The organism is Cupriavidus sp. CP313, assembly GCF_054072015.1.
In genome coordinates this window covers 22,951-39,678 of record NZ_JBSVZB010000053.1, presented here as the reverse complement: position 1 = coordinate 39,678, position 16,728 = coordinate 22,951, and the positions used below count along the sequence as shown (strand labels likewise).

16 protein-coding genes are annotated in these 16,728 nt (G+C 66.8%); 7 read left to right on the top strand and 9 right to left on the bottom strand.

Annotation, left to right across the window (positions count from 1 at the left end; all coding sequences use genetic code 11):
* Positions 1-113 precede the first annotated feature (113 nt).
* The 4 genes from ACW4E8_RS38825 to ACW4E8_RS38810 form a co-directional block, all read right to left on the bottom strand.
* Complete coding sequence (locus tag ACW4E8_RS38825) at positions 114-365, bottom strand: hypothetical protein (RefSeq protein WP_456809325.1); 252 nt, start codon at positions 363-365, stop codon at positions 114-116.
* 23 nt (positions 366-388) lie between these two features.
* Positions 389-847, bottom strand: a complete 459-nt coding sequence (locus ACW4E8_RS38820; protein ID WP_456809324.1) for a MarR family winged helix-turn-helix transcriptional regulator — start codon at positions 845-847, stop codon at positions 389-391.
* A gap of 173 nt (positions 848-1,020) precedes the next feature.
* Entirely contained in the window at positions 1,021-1,257 is a 237-nt protein-coding gene (locus ACW4E8_RS38815) for a hypothetical protein (protein ID WP_456809323.1), read from the bottom strand.
* An 86-nt stretch (positions 1,258-1,343) separates the two neighbouring features.
* Positions 1,344-1,796, bottom strand: a complete 453-nt coding sequence (locus ACW4E8_RS38810; protein WP_456809322.1) for an Ohr family peroxiredoxin — start codon at positions 1,794-1,796, stop codon at positions 1,344-1,346.
* Positions 1,797-1,996: 200 nt separating this feature from the next.
* Between ACW4E8_RS38810 and ACW4E8_RS38805 the strand changes: the two genes are divergently transcribed.
* Positions 1,997-2,641, top strand: coding sequence for a TetR family transcriptional regulator C-terminal domain-containing protein (locus ACW4E8_RS38805; RefSeq protein ID WP_456809321.1), 645 nt, complete (start codon positions 1,997-1,999; stop codon positions 2,639-2,641).
* Positions 2,642-2,648: 7 nt separating this feature from the next.
* Positions 2,649-3,758 (top strand): alkene reductase, encoded by a 1,110-nt coding sequence (locus ACW4E8_RS38800; protein WP_456809320.1) that lies wholly within the window; start codon positions 2,649-2,651, stop codon positions 3,756-3,758.
* Positions 3,759-3,865: 107 nt separating this feature from the next.
* Here ACW4E8_RS38800 and ACW4E8_RS38795 read toward each other — a convergent pair whose 3' ends face one another.
* Complete coding sequence (locus ACW4E8_RS38795; protein ID WP_456809319.1) at positions 3,866-4,249, bottom strand: hypothetical protein; 384 nt, start codon at positions 4,247-4,249, stop codon at positions 3,866-3,868.
* Positions 4,250-4,610: 361 nt separating this feature from the next.
* Between ACW4E8_RS38795 and ACW4E8_RS38790 the strand changes: the two genes are divergently transcribed.
* Positions 4,611-5,816: a M48 family metalloprotease gene (locus ACW4E8_RS38790; protein ID WP_456809318.1), complete on the top strand. Its 1,206-nt coding sequence runs from the start codon at positions 4,611-4,613 to the stop codon at positions 5,814-5,816.
* Positions 5,813-11,335, top strand: coding sequence for an AAA domain-containing protein (locus ACW4E8_RS38785; protein ID WP_456809317.1), 5,523 nt, complete (start codon positions 5,813-5,815; stop codon positions 11,333-11,335). Before ACW4E8_RS38790 ends, ACW4E8_RS38785 begins: the two co-directional genes overlap by 4 nt.
* 78 nt (positions 11,336-11,413) lie before the next feature.
* Here ACW4E8_RS38785 and tolA read toward each other — a convergent pair whose 3' ends face one another.
* The 4 genes from tolA to ACW4E8_RS38765 form a co-directional block, all read right to left on the bottom strand.
* The gene (tolA, locus tag ACW4E8_RS38780; protein ID WP_456809316.1) at positions 11,414-12,169 is read right to left on the bottom strand and encodes a cell envelope integrity protein TolA; all 756 of its coding nucleotides are present in this window, start codon (positions 12,167-12,169) and stop codon (positions 11,414-11,416) included.
* 41 nt (positions 12,170-12,210) lie between these two features.
* Entirely contained in the window at positions 12,211-12,735 is a 525-nt protein-coding gene (locus tag ACW4E8_RS38775; RefSeq protein ID WP_456809315.1) for a hypothetical protein, read from the bottom strand.
* 168 nt (positions 12,736-12,903) lie between these two features.
* Entirely contained in the window at positions 12,904-13,272 is a 369-nt protein-coding gene (locus ACW4E8_RS38770; RefSeq protein WP_456809314.1) for a VOC family protein, read from the bottom strand.
* Positions 13,273-13,452: 180 nt separating this feature from the next.
* On the bottom strand, positions 13,453-14,082 hold the full coding sequence (locus ACW4E8_RS38765) for a TetR/AcrR family transcriptional regulator (protein WP_456809313.1): 630 nt from the start codon (positions 14,080-14,082) through the stop codon (positions 13,453-13,455).
* A 218-nt stretch (positions 14,083-14,300) separates the two neighbouring features.
* Between ACW4E8_RS38765 and ACW4E8_RS38760 the strand changes: the two genes are divergently transcribed.
* The 3 genes from ACW4E8_RS38760 (at position 14,301) to ACW4E8_RS38750 (ending at position 16,664) form a co-directional block, all read left to right on the top strand.
* Positions 14,301-14,702: a nuclear transport factor 2 family protein gene (locus ACW4E8_RS38760; RefSeq protein WP_456809312.1), complete on the top strand. Its 402-nt coding sequence runs from the start codon at positions 14,301-14,303 to the stop codon at positions 14,700-14,702.
* A 29-nt stretch (positions 14,703-14,731) separates the two neighbouring features.
* Complete coding sequence (locus ACW4E8_RS38755) at positions 14,732-15,478, top strand: SDR family oxidoreductase (RefSeq protein WP_456809311.1); 747 nt, start codon at positions 14,732-14,734, stop codon at positions 15,476-15,478.
* A gap of 79 nt (positions 15,479-15,557) precedes the next feature.
* Positions 15,558-16,664 carry an alkene reductase gene (locus tag ACW4E8_RS38750; protein ID WP_456809326.1) on the top strand — a complete coding sequence of 369 codons (1,107 nt, stop codon included), beginning with the start codon at positions 15,558-15,560 and terminating at the stop codon, positions 16,662-16,664.
* The last annotated feature ends 64 nt before the right edge of the window (positions 16,665-16,728 follow it).

The following is a 16,728-nucleotide window of genomic DNA, read 5'->3' as shown; positions in this document are numbered from 1 at the left end:
ATAGTGCGGATACCCGTGTGAAAGTAGGTCATCGCCAGGCTCTTATTCCCAAAACCCCTCGACAGCGTGTGCTGCGAGGGGTTTTGTCTTTGGCGGTTCGGAATCTTGCGGGCTCAGTAGTCCGCGAGCTTCTCGCCGTCGACTTCCATGAGCTGGTCCAGGCGCAGGGTCTCGCCAGTCTTGAGCGTCAGATATTCGGCGCCGCCCCGGCTGTACACGTCGGTAATGGTCGCGGTGCGCTGCTGGAGCAAGCCATCGGCGTCGCGATAGTGGATCCGCGTGGGCCTGCGCACGGTGGCGAGGTCTTCCAGGCGGTCGTGGAACTCGCAGCTGATCGGGCTGTACTGGACGGCTGTGCTGGTCATGGCTATGGATCCTGTGTGCTGGTTCATTCGCTGTCTTTCACCGACTGGATCAGGTTGTTGCGCAGCGACGCAACTGCCTTCTGGATCCGGGCGAATTCGTCCGGGGCCAGGCCGGTCGCTCCGGCGAGGCTGGTTTCCAGGCGCTGTTCGCGCAGCTTGCGGCCGGCCTTGGTCAGGCGCACGCGTACCTGGCGCTCGTCTTCGGGGTCGCGCTGCCGCTCCACGTAGCCCATCGCCTCCAGCTTCTTCAGGATCGGCGTCAGGGTGTTCGATTCGAGAAACAGCTTCTCTCCCAGGCTGCCGACTGTCAGGTCGTCCTGCTCCCATAGCGCAACGATGGTGATGTATTGCGTATAGGTCAGCCCCAGTTGTTCAAGGATCGGCTTGTAGGCCTTGCCGAAGGCGAGGTTCGCGGAATAGACCGCGAAGCACAGGAAGTCCGAGAGCGTAGGGGTTGCGGCGGGCGTGTCGGTGGGTTTCATTTGCTGCCTCGTTGGCCAAAGACGGATGGATCGCAAGCGTCGATTATAGATCGTGTGCGATTTTATCGCAGGTGCTATAACTTTCCGCGGCGGTTCCTGGAGCCCGAGGGAAGGGCGCCCGGAACCGGCAGAGAATCGTGCGCACGATCTGGCCTCCGCGGCGCTACGCGGTCTCAGGCGCGTGCGCCGTCGAGGTAAGGGTCGACCTTGCTGCGGGCGCCGTCGTAGTACGGGCTGCGCGTGCCGTGTACCGAGCGTGCGCCGTCGGTGTACGGATCGGCTGCGCCGGTGACCGAGCGGGCGCCCTCGGTGAAAGGGTCGCGCGCCGAACCGGCGGCTTGCGCGGCGGCGGCGGTCAACAGGGCGGCGGCGACAACGGTGTAGCGGGCGATGGAGGTGAGCGTGGTCATGGCATGCATCCTTGTATTAGGTGGTGTTTAGTCGTATGCGCGTTGATCGCATACGACTAATTAGAAATAACGAGAAGGTCAGGGAGTTACGACGTAAACACGTTCAGCGCCACCTCGATATTGCCGCGCGTTGCCTTCGAATAGGGGCAGATTGCATCGGCGGCGTGAGCCAGTTGCGTAGCGACATCCTGCGCCAGGCCCGGCGCGCGCAGGTTCAGGCGTGCCTGCAGGAAGTACTCGGTGCCGGTCTGGCCCAGGTCGACTTCGATGTCCACGGCCAGGTCGGACGGCAGTTCCAGCTCCATCTCCTTGGCCACCAGGCCGACCGCGGCGATGTAGCACGCCGACCAGGCGCCCGCGAACAGTTGTTCCGCGGTCGGGTGGGGCTGGACGGTCGTGAACACGTGCGCCGGGGTGGTGCTGTTGCCGGGCGACAGCGCGATGTCCAGCGTGCCGTTGTGGCCGCGCGAGGTAACGCCGGCGCTGCTGTGCGTGGTGTGGGTCTTGCCGGTGGCGAGGACTTTTTCGATCTTGCTCATGGTTTGGATCTCTGGTCGTTGTCAGTTGTATTTGCATCGCATCCGTTTAAATCTCATGCGATGGAATGCATATTGGAACATGGGTCTTCCCTTGTCAAGGAAAAATATCGTGTGCCCGAAAGAGGGCCGGAAATGCGTCCTTGCCTACGCTTGCGCAGTGCCGTTTGACATCTTAAGACGACTGGTCATATTATTCCGCCATGGCACGCACTGCAGACAAGACCGACATCCCCAACCGTTTGACGAAGGCGGGGCGCGAACTGTTTACGCGCCACGGCTACAACGCCACCGGCATCCAGCAGATCACCGACCACGCCGGCGTGCCGAAGGGGTCCTTCTACAACCATTTCGAGAGCAAGGAAGCGTTCGCGGCGGTCATCGTCGCGCAATACGCGGGTTTCCTGCAGCGGTCGTGGGAGGCGATGATCGATGAGGCGCCGTCTGCGCCAATGGCAGCAATCCGCTACGTCTTTGCCCGGATGATTGCGTACCACGAATCGAGGAAGCTGCAGGCTGGGTGCCTGATAGGTAACTTCGCGGCGGAGATCGCCTTGTCGAGCGAAGTCTGCCGGGCCGCCCTGCAAGCCGCGCAACTGGCGTGGCGCGAACGCCTCGCCGGCATGATCAGCGAGGCTCAGGCGCACGGCGATATCCGCACCGACATCGCAGCTGCCGAGCTATCCGGGCTGGCGTGGGATGCCTGGGAGGGCGCCTTGCTGCGCATGAAGCTCGAAGGCTCTGTCGAGCCGCTGCGCCGCAGCGTCGACCTGATGTTTGACCACCTGTTCCAGCCGGCCGCTACGGCGGTTCTGGCCGCAACAAGCCATAGACCAACCACGGAGTAAGTGATTCATGGGTGTACAGAACGAAGCCTTCCTCGCCGATGCGCTGTTCCAGCCGATCAAGCTGGGCAAGCTCGAACTTGCCAACCGCATGGCCATGGCGCCGCTCACGCGCAGCCGGGCCGACGATAACCTCGTGCCGACCGACATGGTGGTCGAGTACTACAGCCAGCGCGCCAGCGTGGGCCTGATCATCGCCGAAGCCACTCAGGTCTCAACCACTGCCCAGGGCTACACCAATACGCCGGGCATCTACACCCCAGAGCAGATCGCTGCCTGGAAGAAGGTGACCGACGCGGTCCACGCGAAGGGCGGCAGGATCTTTCTGCAGATCTGGCACACCGGCCGCATGTCGCACACGCACTTCCAGCCGGACAACCAGCCCCCGGTCGCACCGTCGGCCATCGCCGCCAATGCCAAGACCTATATCAGCGGCAAGGGCTACGTCGAATGCTCGGTCCCGCGTGAGCTTGAGGCTGCAGAGATCGCTGGCATCGTGGACGACTTCCGCATCGCTGCGGCCAACGCCGTTCAGGCAGGCTTCGACGGTGTCGAAGTCCATGGTGCGCACGGCTACCTGCTTGACGCTTTCCTGCGCGACGGCACCAACAAGCGCACCGACGCATATGGCGGCAGCATTGAAAACCGCGCGCGTTTCCTGCTTGAGGTCATGGCCGCCGTGATCGGAGAAATTGGTGCCAACCGGGTCGGCGTTCGCCTGGCACCGGTGTCGCCCGTCAACGACGCGCTGGAGAGCAACCCACAGCCGCTATTCGAACATGTCGTGCGTGAACTGGAGAAGCTGCACCCGGTGTATATCCACATCGTGGAAGGCCACACGGGCGGCCCGCGTGACAACGCGCCTTTCGATTATGAGGCGCTGCACCGCCTGTACACCGGTGTATGGATGGTCAACAACGGCTATTCCAAGGAGATGGCCGAACAGGCGATTCGTAGCGGCAGTGCAGACATGGTCTCGTTCGGCCGCAAGATGATCACCAACCCCGACCTGCCGCGCCGCTTCCGCGAAAACAAGCCGCTGAACCGTCCCTTTGAAGACGCCTCGCTGTACGGCGGCAGTGGTGCGCACGGCTACGTCGACTACCCGGAACTGGGCTGACGCCCGCAAAAAAGCGCCCTTTGGAGCCGGGAGAAATACGTTCCAAAGGGCGCACAAGCGCGTTTGAAGATGGCTGCCTGCCTGAGGCAGGCCCGCTGTGCACGGGCTTATGCCAAGGCGCCATCGGTATAGACGTCGAACTTGCGCGCGGGATCGGCTGAAGGACCGCTGCGGTCCATGCCGGCCAGGGCGCCGTCAGTGTAGACGTCGAATTTGCGGGCAGGATCGGCCGACACGCCACTGCGGTCCAGGCCAGAAACGGAGTGCTCGTTGACGGCGGGAGCCTCAACGCGGGTACCGTCGATGAAAACGTCGAAGCGGCTGGTCCGCGCACCATCGCTATAGACGTCGCGCATGTCGACGCGGAAGGTGTAGCCGGACTTGTCTCCGGCAGGAGCGCTGTCGCGGGCGGCGGCATGGGCAATGCCGGCAGTGCAGGCGGCTGCAATCGCGGCGGTGGCGAAGATCGTGTTGGCGAGCTGGCGGATCATGGCGGTACTCCGATTTGCGGTAAGAAGGGCAGAACGCTGCGGGCGTCCTCTCGCTTATACGCAGAAGCTGTGCCACCGGATGCGGACCGACAAAAATGGAGTCGCAGCCCCGTCATCAGCGAATTTCGCTCGGTTGGCGGAGCAAATGTTGGGCAGAAACAAACTTGCGGCGTAATAGCCGCCCGCCCAAACCAACAGCTTTAGCCGTCAGCCGCTTCCCGCGCCGGCATTCCCCGCCTCCGACTAGTCTCGACAGCGTCAAGCTGGCCATGCCAATGCGGGCATTGCCCGCGCTGATGGACGGCGCCTACGCCATGTTCCCCCTGTAGAATCGCCTCCACGCAACCCTGGAATGTCCCGCATGGACTCTCACGCCCCGGATCGCGGCGCGCTGGTGCCGCTGGCCTATCACGCAACGGTGGTCGACTACCTGCGCCGCCATGAGCCCGAGGTCTGGCGCTGGGCCGGCGCCCGCGCGACCGGCGCCGATCAACGCGAGGCACTGCGCTCGATGCTGCTGCGCGACACCTACCGCATCGAGGCGGACGCGCATGCCGACGTGCACGCGGCGCTGGCCGAGGCGATGGCGCGGCTCGGCATCGACGCCCCAGCGACGCTTTACCAGTCGCCGGGCCATGACATGAATGCTTCGCTGGTCTACGTGCCGGGCGAGGTCCACATAATCCTGCAGGGGCCGCTGCTGGATCGGCTGTCGCCGCCGGAGCTGCTGGCGGTGTTCGGCCACGAACTGGCCCACTACCTGCTGTGGTCGCGCGACGACGGCCAGTTCCTGGTGGCCGACCGCATCCTGAACGACGCGCTGGCCGCGCCCGGCGCCAGCGCCAGCCATCGCGAGACCTGGCGCCGCTACGCGCTGCACACCGAGCTGTTCGCCGACCGCGGCGGCGCCGTGGCCGCCGGCGCGGTGGCGCCGGCCGTGTCGACGCTGGTCAAGGTGCAGACCGGCATCGGCAGCGTGGACGCGGCCGCCTACCTGCGCCAGGCGGCCGAGATCGAATCCCACGAGGCGGGCGCAAGCGCCGCCCACAGCCATCCCGAGACCTTTATCCGGGCGCGCGCGCTGGCGCTGTGGTGGGAGGGCGCGGCCGATCTCGATCCATGGATCGAAACCCGGCTGCACGGCCCGCTGGCGCTGGAGAAGCTGGACCTGCCGGGACAGGTCCGCCTGCAGGCACTGACGCGCGGCTTCCTGGCCCACTTCCTCGCCGGCACGGCGCTGGCGAGCGAGGCGGTGCTCGCGCAGGTGCGGATGATGTGCCCCGACTGGCGCGACGACGAACCGGCGATCGGCCCCGAGGCGTTGGGGCCGGACGTGGCCGACGACAGCGTGCGCGGCTACCTCAACGCACTGATGATGGACCTGGCGCTCGCCGACCCCGACCAGCAGGACGCGGCGCTGCTGCGCGCCGGCCAGGTGGCGCAGGCGCTCGGCAGCCTGGAAGCGCTGCAAGGCAACCTGCGCCGCGACGCGGGCTTCGGCAAGCGCGAGCTGGACCGATTCCAGCGCCAACTCCACCGCGAACTGGCCAGGGAGGGCCGGGCATGACTGACAGCACGACCCACGGCACCCACACCATTCCGGATATGACCGGCAGCAGGGAGCCGCGCACGCTGCGCGCCCTGGTCGACGCGCAGGCGGGCGCGGCATTGCCCACCGACGACGTCCTGGTGCTGGTGCTGCCGCTGTTCGCGCAGGTCGCCGCGCTGCACGCGCAGGGCAGGGTGGCCGCGCTCGATCCCGACAGCATCCTGGTGGACGAGGACGGCGGGCTGCGCTTGCGCCGGCCCGATGGCGAAGCCCCGGTCATGGACATCGGCGCGGTGCATCGCGTGCAGCCGCATCCGGCCTCGGGCCTGAACATCGTCGGTGCGCTGCAGCTCGGCCACGCCGATGACGGACAGCGCGACCAGGCCGACCTGGCGTTGCAGCTTGACGCGACGGCGCCGGTCGAACGCCCGGCCTATCTACGCGGCCCGGCCAGCTGGGAACGCCTGCTTGGCCACCACGACGAGATCGGCGACGTCTTCCTGCTCGGCATGGTGCTCGCGAGCCTGGCCTGCGGCCTGGACTTCGCCGATGAGGACGACCTGCGCAGTTTCGTCGCGCAGCGCCGCAACCTGTTCCTGCTGCACGAGCGCTTGCATCCGATCGTCGCCGCGGTGATCGTCGAGATGACCGAGATCAACCGCCACGACCGCGCCACCGATGTCGCCGCGCTGGCGACCCGGCTGCGCACGTGGCGCGAGCAGCCGCTGGGCCTGGACGTCGAACGCGCGCTGGCCGGCACGACGGGTGCCACGCCGCGCCGCGCCGCCGTGCTCACGCACCTGCGCGACCGCCTGTTCGATCTCTCGCGGCGCAACCGCCTGCTGCACTTCCGTCCGACTGCGGCCGCCGTCAACGTCACCGTGGCCAGCGTGCCGCTGATGCTGCAGATCGAAAGCGTGCGGCCCGAGCACATCTGCACCTGGGGCGGACCGTTCGCGGCCGACCTGGTGGCGGGCAAGCCGGTGTCGCTGCAGCGCTGGCTGCGCTTCGACGACCAGCCCTACCTGCCGGCGTCGCTCGACCGCCTGATCGCCGAGACCCGCCGCGACCGCGCCGAATACGGCTTCAGCAACCTGCGCCTGGTGGTGGCGTTCCTGCGCTGGCACAACCTGAAAGAGGCGCCGGACGAGCGCATCGTGACACCGCTGCTGTGGCTGCCGGTGGAGCTGGTCAAACGCAAGGGTGTGCGCGACCAGTACGTGATCCAATGCGCGGGCGGCGAGGCCGAGTTCAACCCGGTGCTGCGCCACTACCTGCACCAGCTGTACGACATCCGGCTGGACGAGACCGTGGATCTCGACAAGACCTCGATCGAGGAGATCCATGCCGGCATCCTCGCGCAGATTCGCCGCTCGGAGCCCTCGGTGGAGCTGCGCCTGGTCGACAAGGCCGCGGTGCGGCTGGTGCGGCAGAAGGCGCTGCAGCGGATGCAGCAGTTCCAGCGCCGCAGGCCGGGCACGGCCGCCGCGCGCAGCGGCGGCTGGCTGCCGCCGTACAGCTATGCGCAGGACGACTACCGGCCGCTGGGGCGCGCGCTGTTCGAGCATTGGGTGCGGCCGAGCGAACTGCCGCAGCGTTTCGAGGCGGGTGCCGCGCCGGGAGCCGGCCCGCGCCAGCCCCACATGAGCAGCCCCGCCGCCGCGCAAAGCGAAGAGCGCCAGGGCTACGTGCTGGAGGAGTCCGAAGGCCACCGTTATGCCTGGGACCTGGACCTGACGCAGGTGACGCTCGCCAACTTCAACTACCGCAAGATGTCGCTGGTGCGCGATTACGCGCAGTTGCTGGACGAGCCCGGCGCCAATCCAGCGTTCGACCGCGTGTTCTCGATCGATCCGCACGACGTGGAGACGCACGCGCCCGCGCCGCTCGCACCGGCCGAGCAGTGGAACGTGGTGGCGGCCGACGCGACCCAGAACGCCGCGGTCGGCCTGGCGCGCAGCCAGCGCAGCTTTATCATCCAGGGCCCGCCGGGCACGGGCAAGTCGCAGACCATCACCAACCTGATCGCCGACTACGCCGGACGCGGCAAGCGCGTGCTGTTCGTCTGCGAGAAGCGCGCCGCGCTCGACGTGGTGTTCCATCGGCTCAAGCAAAGCGGGCTGGACTCGCTGTGCAGCCTGATCCACGACTCGCAGACCGACAAGAAGGCCTTCATTGCCGACCTGCGCGCCTGCTACGAGCAGTGGATCGCGCAGCCGCACGACGGGGACACGCTGGCGGCGCGCCGCGCGCAGGTGGCCGAGGCGCTGGCCGCGCACCAGCAGCGTATCGACGCGTTCGAGTCGGCGATGGCCGCCGCGCCGGAGGCGCTCGGCGACAGCGTGCGCGCGTTGCTGCGCCGCGTGGCCGCGCTGCCCGCCATGCCGGACGCGGGGCCTGCCATGCGCGAGCGCCTGCCGGCGCTGGCCGCATGGGACCGTCAGCGCGATCTCGCGCACCGCGTGCACCGCGCGATGCGCGAACGCTTCGGTGTCGACAGCCTGGCCGCGCATCCGTTCGCGCGCTTGTCCCCGCAATTGCTCGCCGACGAGCGCGCGTATGGCCGCGCCGAGCAGCTGTGCCATGACGCCGAGGCGCTGTTCGATGCGCTCGACCCGCTGCTGGACAGTACCGCGAGCCTGACCGGCCAGGACACCGGCCTGGAACAGGCACGCGCGATTGCCGCCGACAGCCAGTGGCTGCTCGACACGGGCCTGGCCGCGCACCTGGACCTGCTCGATCCGGCCTCGCCGGCGCAAGGCGCGCAGCGCGAGGTTCGCGCGGACCTGGAGCGGCGCGCGCAGGCACTCGCCGATGCGCAGGCCGCAACCTCGAACTGGCAAGACAAGCTGAGCGCCGGCGATACCGAATCGGCGCTGGCGCTCGCGCGGCGGCTGGAGCCGTCGTTCGCGCGCTGGCTGCAGCCCGCATGGTGGCGACTGCGCGGCGAACTGAAGCGCCGCTATGACTTCGGCAAGCACGCCGTCCACCCGGGCTACGGCAAGGTGCTGGAAGCGCTGGCCGCCGAGCACGCCGCTAGTGCCGCGCTGGCAGCGGCCGATGCCGACAGCCGCCGCCGCTACGGCGTGAGCGAGATGCAGGCCTTCCTGCGCGCGCTCGGTGAACTCGAGCAGCGCCTGCAGTCGGGCGCAGGCCCGCGCGAGCTGGTCGCGCACCTGCGCCAGGCCGTCGACCCGGTCGCCGCGGCGCGCGCCGAAGCCGGTGCGCGCGAGGCGCTGGAGAAGCTCGCGCAGCGTGTGCGCGACGGGCTGGTGCTGGCATCCGACGCGCGCCTCGGCGACATCGCCGAACTGCTGCGCGACCTGCGCGAGGCGCTGGACGACCTGCCCGACCTGTTGCCTCTCTTGCGCGCGGTGCATGCGGGCGACCCCGCGTGCGCCGCCACGCTGCAGTGGCTCGACCATGCGCCGTCACAGCTGGAGGCGCTGGTGGCTGACGAGGCGCTGCGCCGTCTCTCGCGCGAGAACCCGGTGCTGGCGCGCTTCGGCGGCGCGGCGCTGGCGCAGGCCGCGCGCGCCGTGGCACAGGGTCAGCGCGAGCTGCTCGCGCTGAATGCTCAAGTGGTGCGCGCCACGCGGCACAAGCAGTTCGCCGAGCACGTGCGCGTGTCCTCGCTGTCGGCCACGATGCTGGACGCCGACGGCAAGACGTTCAAGAAACAATACGCCACGGGCCGCCGTGAACTGGAGCACGAGTTCGGCAAGAGCATGCGCCACCGCTCGATCCGCGATCTCTCCGACGACGAGACCGGCATCGTCATCAACGACCTGAAGCCGATCTGGCTGATGAGTCCATTGTCGGTGTCCGACACGCTGCCGCTGTCGCCGGACCTGTTCGACGTGGTGATCTTCGACGAGGCCAGCCAGATTCCGACCGAGGAGGCCGTGCCCGCGCTGAGCCGCGCGCGCCAGGTGGTGGTGGTCGGCGACGAGATGCAGCTGCCGCCGACAAGCTTCTTCACGGCCGGCGGCGCCGAGGGCGACGACGAGATCGTCGTGGAAGAGGAGGGCGACCGCATTGCGATCAATCTCGATTCGGACAGCCTGCTGAACCAGGCCGCGCGCAACCTGCCTGCCACGCTGCTGGCGTGGCACTACCGCAGCCGTCACGAATCGCTCATCAGCTTTTCCAACGCGGCCTTCTACGACGGGCGCCTGGTCACCATTCCCGACCGTTTGCTGGAGCAGGCCGAGGACGAGGCGCCTGCGCTGCGCTCGGACCAGGAGGATGCCGGCATCGCGGGCGCCGACGCGCTGCTGGCGCGGCCGGTCAGCTTCCACCGGCTGGCCGACGGCGTCTACGCCGACCGCCGCAATGCGCCCGAGGCGGGCTACATCGCCCGGACCGTGCGCGAGTTGCTGCGGCGCGAGACCGGGCTGAGCCTGGGCATCGTGGCGTTTTCCGAGGCGCAGCAGGGCGCCATCGAGTCCGCGCTCGAGGCGCTGGCCGCCGAGGATGCGGACTTCGCAATGCGCCTCGAACGCGAGTATGTGCGCGAGGACGACGACCAGTTCAACGGGCTGTTCGTCAAGAACCTGGAGAACGTGCAGGGCGACGAGCGCGACGTCATCATCCTGAGCATCTGCTACGCGCCAGGACCGGACGGCAAGATGCTGATGAACTTCGGCCCGATCAACCAGCGCGGCGGCGAGAAGCGCCTGAACGTGATCTTCAGCCGCGCGCGCCATCGGATGGCGGTGGTATCGACGATCCAGGCCGAGGCGATCACCAACGTGCACAACGACGGCGCGGCGGCGCTGCGTGCGTTCCTGCAGTTCGCGCAGGCGAGCGCGCGCGGCCGGTTCGAGCGCGCCCAGGCGGTGCTGGGCGCGCTGAACCCGGGCGCGCGCGACGCCTTCACGCGCGAGGCCACGCCGGACAGCATCCGCGACGCACTGGCCGAGGCGCTGCGTGCGCGCGGCCACCAGGTGCACGCCAACGTCGGCCGCTCGCAGTTCCGCTGCGACCTGGCCATCGCCGATCCGTCGGGCCAAGGCTACGCGCTGGCGATCCTGCTCGATACGCCGTCCGAGGCGGTGCCGGATACCGCCGAGCGCTATGTATTCCGCCCCGGCATCCTGCGCAGCTTCGGCTGGCGTGTGCTGGACATCCCCGGCAAGGACTGGCTCGACGATGCGGAAGCGGTGCTGGCCCGCATCGAGGCCATGCTGGCCGATGGCGAGGATCGCGCGCTGGACGTGGAGGTCGAGATCCCGGCACCGTTGGCGAAGCCGGCCGCGGTGCAGGATGCGGCGTCAACGGGCGAGGCCCGGACGGACGCGGCGACGGCATCGGCTGCGCAAGCGGAGCTGGTGCGGACGCTGCGCTTCGAGCAGGGCACGTCGCGCAAGTTCTGGCGTGCCAGCGTGCGCGGGACGGAGCTCTCCGTCACCTACGGCCGCATCGGCAGCGCTGGGCAGACCAGCGTGAAGGCGTTCGACAGCGCCGAGCGGGCGCGGCGCGAGGCGGACAAGCTGGTGGCGGAGAAACTGCGCAAGGGCTACGTGGAGGCGTAGCGCCTGGACAGGGAGGCCGGCACGCATGCTCCACTGGAAATCCATGCAGACCAGGTTAGGGCGCAAGAGGCGGCGCGACTAGCCGCCTTCGTCCCTGGGCCAGAAGGTAATGAGGATATTGGAGGGCGCGACGCCGTTCTCGTCGCGCGGCAGCGGATCGGATCGCTGCACCGCGCGCAGCACGGCGTTGTCCCAGGCCGCATTGCCGCTTGACTTGGCGAGCCGCGTCGACAGCACTGAGCCATCCGGCGCCATGGCCACGGCCACCACCGCCGCCGGATTGCCGCTGACGTCTTCATTGAAGATGATGTTCGGCTTGACCCGCTGCCGGACCCGCTCGGCATAACCGGACGAAGGCTTTGCGCCGGAGCCGGAGCCGGCCCGTGAGCCCGAATTGCCCGCCTGCGACCGCAACCGCGCCAGTTCGCCCTGGCGCTGGGCATTGTCGGACTGGCGCTGCGCTTCCATCGCCTTGTGCTGCGCCTCCTTGCGGGCTGCTTCGGCACGGGCCTGGCTCTCGCGCTGCCGCGCTTGTGCCTCGTCGCGCGCGGCCTGCTCGGCTGCCTTGCGCTGCTTTTCCTGCAGCGAGATGTCGGCCTCTTCCTCTTCGACCGGCTTCGGGCTTGGCACCGGCGTGATTGCAGGCGCTGGGGTTGCGGCTTCCGGGATCGCGTCCCACAGTTCGGCCGCGACGCCCTCCGGCGCCGCGCTGCGCCAGCGCACGCCATAGTAGAGCAGGACACCCAGCAGCAGGTGCATGAACAAGGCCAGCAGGAAGCACGTCAAGGTGCCCCGTTCAGGCACTGGCTGATAGGGATAGGCGACGGTCTGCATGGATCACGCGCCTTGCCGCTGCTCGTTTTGCGCTTGCTCTCCTATGTACCGCCAGTTCCGCCAGCGGACGCATCCACGTGCCGCTCCAGTTTCAGGTACGAGTCAGCCGCGACCAGGCCGAACACGATGTGGGCAATGGCGGTCACCCAGCCTCGCGCTTCAGCAAACCATGGGAAGGCGGCAGTCATGCCGTGGAAATTGACCAGGTACAGGACCAGGCCGAACAGCGCCCCCACCACCGAGGCCATGCCGACGCTCGAATCAAAACGGAACGGCGCCATGATCGCTGCCAGGATCACCGCAAACACGACAGAGAGCACGAAGTGGACCACCACGGCTGCTACCAGCACGCTCATCTGGAAGGTGGCAGCTTGCGCCAGCACATCAGGGCCCAGCATGATGGCCGCGATCATGGTCAGCGGCTTCCAGACGCTGGCCCCCATCAACATGGCCGCCAGCAAGTCGAGCACCAGGAATACCACCCCGGCGACGAGGCCCGCCAGCGCCGCCGCACGCCAGTCCGGCCAGCGGTGCGTGTAGCGATGCGATTGCATATGAAGTTCCATGACATCCTCCTTTGATGCGGCAGAAACCAGAGCCGCTTTCCAAGGCGCAACTTCATTCTATGGGGTGCAACCGCATCAACCAAGCGCAGTCAACGCTGCAAAACATCGAGCGGGCGTGGCAGGGCGCCAGTGTCTCGTCAAAGGCTCACGGCAGCGGGTGCTTGCGTCCTAGCCCTTCGTGAAGATCTCCAGAAAGTGCTTGCTCGGATCCTCGAAGTAGATCCGGCGGCCGCCATCGTCCGTGTTGACCTCGCCGGCGCGGCGGCGGTACGGGTCCGCCCAGTACGTCAGGTTGCGCGCGCGGATGCGGGCAAAGCCCTGATCGAATTCGGCGTCGCTGACCAGGAAGGCATAGTGCTGCAGGGCAACATCGCCTTCCGCGTCCATGAAGTCCAGGGTCACGTCATTGTCCAGCCGGACGCCGAGAAACGGCCCGAACGGCTCGGCCGGCGGACGCCCGAGGATCTCGCAGAGGAAGTCGGCGGAGACCTTCTTGTCATGAGAAAAGACGATGGTGTGGTTGAGCTGGATGGCCATGCCGCAATCTCCGGGAAGGGGGCAAGGAACGGCGAGCAAGCCGGCCGTCGCATGACATTGCAGCCGATCCAGCTCGCAACTGTCGCCGCGCGAGAACTTCCTCTTGAGCATAGCGCGCAACCGTGGCGGCGCCGCGCTCGAGCTCATGAGGTCGGGGTTGCCGATTGCCTTGGACATCCTTTACCGCTTGCCCTCTGTCACCTCCAGTGCGAAATCCCTGAGAAGCGACTGCCGGCTTGCATTCAGTATTTCCTGCCCGAGCCCGGGATTGGCGCTGGCTATCGCGCGCGACAGGATGAGCGCGCCTACCATCTCGCTGTAGAACGCGATTGCCTCCCGACGCGCTTCCTGGCTGTCCATGCCTTCGGCGCGCTGCTCCGCGACGAGCCCCGTCAAGGTTTCGATCATCTCCTCGAAGCCATTCGCAAAGCGCGCCTGCGCCTCGTGGCCTAGCCGGCGGACGTCCACGGTGAGGCCGGCTACCGCGCAACCCTGCTCGATATCACTGCAATGCGTGCCGGACAGGTAAAAGTCGACCTGTCGCCGCAAACGGTTGCCGCCCGGTGCAATGGGCGCCGCGATGGCTTCCTTCAGATCGTGGTTGGCCTTGTCCATCGCAGTCGCCACGACTTCGGCCGCCAGCGCCTCCTTCGATTCAAAGTGGTTGTAGAAGCCACCCTGGGTAAAGCCTGCGGCCTTCATCAGCGCGCTCAGGCCGACACCATCGATTCCGTGCGCGCGGAACAGCTTCTCCGAAGCCGCAATGATGGCTTGGCGGTTCTCTGCCGCCTGCTGTTTTGAGACGCCCATCGCTCACTCCTCTGTGCAGTTGTCACCTCAAGTATAGCCGCCTTCGACAAACACAATGGTGATTGCACTTGACTTTTCGGTTTCGACCACCAAAACTCAATGTCAATCACAATTGTGTTTGAGTGAACGGACAGCGCAGGGGCTGTCATGTACATCAAACGTCACCAACCCTTGCTCAAGCCGATCCGTCACGGCACCCACCCCTCAGGAGAATCAACTTGACCACTACCACCGAAGCCGCCAACAAGGCTCTCGTGCTCGAAGCGTTCGACACGCTCTTCAATCAACGCGACTACACCGCCGCCGAACGATTCTGGTCGCCCGACTATATCCAGCACAGCGCGCATATCGAACCGGGCCGCGACGGCCTGTTCAACCTCATCAAGACCCTGCCGCGGACCTTGCGGTACGAGCCCGGCGTGATCATGGCGGATGGCGACTACGTGATCATCCACGGGCGCTTTTCCGGCAATGGCCGTCCCGTTGCCTGGGTTGCCGCCGACATCCTGCGGATTGCCGATGGCGTGCTCGCCGAGCATTGGGACGTGCTGCAGGACGAGGCAACCGAGGCCGAATCGAAAAGCGGCCTGCCCATGTTCGGGAACAGCTTTCCGCGCTGACTCCAACCGTCATCTCCATTGGAGTCATCATGAAACTCACAGGTAACACCGTATTCATCACCGGCGGCGGTTCGGGCATTGGCCGCGGTCTCGCCGAAGCGCTCCACAAGCTCGGCAACCAGGTCATCATCTCCGGCCGACGCGCGGAGCGTCTGCAAGCGACGATCGATGCGAACCCCGGCATGCAGGCGGTATCGCTCGACATCACCGATCCGGCGGATATCGCAAAGGTCGCTGCCAGGCTGATTGCCGACCATCCCGGGCTCAACGTGCTGATCAACAACGCCGGCATCATGTTGCCCGATGGCGCTGGCGGCCCGGTCGACGACGAGCTGCTGACCTCAACCGTCGAGACCAATCTGCTCGGGCCGATACGCATGACCTCGGCGCTGATCGATCACCTGAAGACGCAAGAGGGCGCCGTCGTGGCCAATGTCACTTCGGTACTTGGCTTTGTGCCCCTGGCACTCACGGCCGTGTACAGCGCGACCAAGGCGGCCTTGCATTCCTACACGCTCTCCCAACGCTATCTGCTTGGGGACAGCAAGGTCTCGGTCATCGAGATCGCGCCACCCTGGGTCCGCACCGAGTTGCTGAACAGCAGCGAGGAGGAGCGCGCGATGCCTCTTGAAGCATTCATCGCGGGCGCGATCGAACAACTGGGCACGGAAGCCAACGAAATACTGGTGGGCCCCGCCGTGAACATGCGCGCCAATCCGGGGCCCAACGAGCACGCCTGGTTCAACGAGTTCAACGATGCGATGGCTGCCGGTTGAGCACGGGATTGCCCGGAGGGCGTCCTTGTCGCGTGCCCCTTCGCACGCGCGCCAATTCATTCACAAGCAGGAGTTATCGATGTCCACGCTGTTTACGCCAGTCCAGGTCGGTGCCTACGAGTTCAAGCACCGTGTCGTGCTGGCCCCGCTCACACGCATGCGCGCCGGGGAAGGTGCCATCCCCGGCTCATTGATGGCCGAATACTATGCCCAGCGCACCTCGCCCGGCGCACTGCTGATCAGTGAAGCCACCATCGCCGCACCCAATGGCAACGGCTACCTTGGCGCCCCCGGGCTTTATGACGACAGCCAGATCGCGGGCTGGCGCCTGGTCACCGATGCCGTGCATGCCAAGGGCGGCAGGATTTTCCTGCAGCTGTACCATGCCGGTCGCCAGTCGAACTCGGAAGTTCAGCCAGAGGCCAGCCAACCGGTAGGCCCGTCGGCGATTCCCCACGGCGGTGTGGCATATACGAAGGCGGGCTGGGTTGCCAACACGCCGAATCGCGCACTGGAGATCGAGGAAATCGCAGAACTCGTCGAGAGCTTCCGTCGTGCCGCCGAGCGTGGCCTTGAAGCCGGATTCGACGGGGTCGAACTGCACGCCGCCAATGGCTACTTGTTTGACCAGTTCTTGCAGGACGGCAGCAACAAGCGCACGGACCGCTACGGTGGTTCGTTCGAGAACCGCGCGCGCTTCCTGCTCGAAACCACTCGGGCGGTGATCTCTGTCTGGGGTGGCGACAGGGTCGCGGTGCGCCTGGGCCCGAGCGGCTCGTTTGGAGACATGTCCGACAGCGACCCGGAAGGCCTGTTCACCTACGTGGCCGCCGAACTGGGCAAGCTCAATCTCGCCTACCTGCACCTGATCGAGCCGCGCGTGCGGGGGAATGTCGAGGACGAGAGCCGGAACCCCAACCCGGTGGCCTCGCAACTGATCCGCGAGTTCTACAGCGGCACGATCATCGCCGCAGGCGGCTTCAAGGGCGATAGCGCCGAAGCGATCATCGCCGCCGGCGACGCCGACCTGGTGGCATTCGGCCGTGACTTCATTTCCAACCCTGATCTGCCCGAACGGCTGCGCCGCAGGCTGCCGCTGAACTCCTACGACCGCGACACGTTCTTCGGCGGTACGGACGTCGGCTACATCGACTATCCATTCCACGAGGAACGCGTTGCCGCCTGATGCGGCCCTGCGCATGCCCAGGGACAGGTCGGGGTCGTAGATCACCGTGCGCGGCAGCACGCGC

Coding starts and splice junctions, on each gene's coding strand:
- ACW4E8_RS38825 (WP_456809325.1), bottom strand. CDS start 365: ATGACCAGCACAGCCGTCCAGTACAGCCCGATCAGCTGCGAGTTCCAC.
- ACW4E8_RS38820 (WP_456809324.1), bottom strand. CDS start 847: ATGAAACCCACCGACACGCCCGCCGCAACCCCTACGCTCTCGGACTTC.
- ACW4E8_RS38815 (WP_456809323.1), bottom strand. CDS start 1,257: ATGACCACGCTCACCTCCATCGCCCGCTACACCGTTGTCGCCGCCGCC.
- ACW4E8_RS38810 (WP_456809322.1), bottom strand. CDS start 1,796: ATGAGCAAGATCGAAAAAGTCCTCGCCACCGGCAAGACCCACACCACG.
- ACW4E8_RS38805 (WP_456809321.1), top strand. CDS start 1,997: ATGGCACGCACTGCAGACAAGACCGACATCCCCAACCGTTTGACGAAG.
- ACW4E8_RS38800 (WP_456809320.1), top strand. CDS start 2,649: ATGGGTGTACAGAACGAAGCCTTCCTCGCCGATGCGCTGTTCCAGCCG.
- ACW4E8_RS38795 (WP_456809319.1), bottom strand. CDS start 4,249: ATGATCCGCCAGCTCGCCAACACGATCTTCGCCACCGCCGCGATTGCA.
- ACW4E8_RS38790 (WP_456809318.1), top strand. CDS start 4,611: ATGGACTCTCACGCCCCGGATCGCGGCGCGCTGGTGCCGCTGGCCTAT.
- ACW4E8_RS38785 (WP_456809317.1), top strand. CDS start 5,813: ATGACTGACAGCACGACCCACGGCACCCACACCATTCCGGATATGACC.
- tolA (WP_456809316.1), bottom strand. CDS start 12,169: ATGCAGACCGTCGCCTATCCCTATCAGCCAGTGCCTGAACGGGGCACC.
- ACW4E8_RS38775 (WP_456809315.1), bottom strand. CDS start 12,735: ATGGAACTTCATATGCAATCGCATCGCTACACGCACCGCTGGCCGGAC.
- ACW4E8_RS38770 (WP_456809314.1), bottom strand. CDS start 13,272: ATGGCCATCCAGCTCAACCACACCATCGTCTTTTCTCATGACAAGAAG.
- ACW4E8_RS38765 (WP_456809313.1), bottom strand. CDS start 14,082: ATGGGCGTCTCAAAACAGCAGGCGGCAGAGAACCGCCAAGCCATCATT.
- ACW4E8_RS38755 (WP_456809311.1), top strand. CDS start 14,732: ATGAAACTCACAGGTAACACCGTATTCATCACCGGCGGCGGTTCGGGC.
- ACW4E8_RS38750 (WP_456809326.1), top strand. CDS start 15,558: ATGTCCACGCTGTTTACGCCAGTCCAGGTCGGTGCCTACGAGTTCAAG.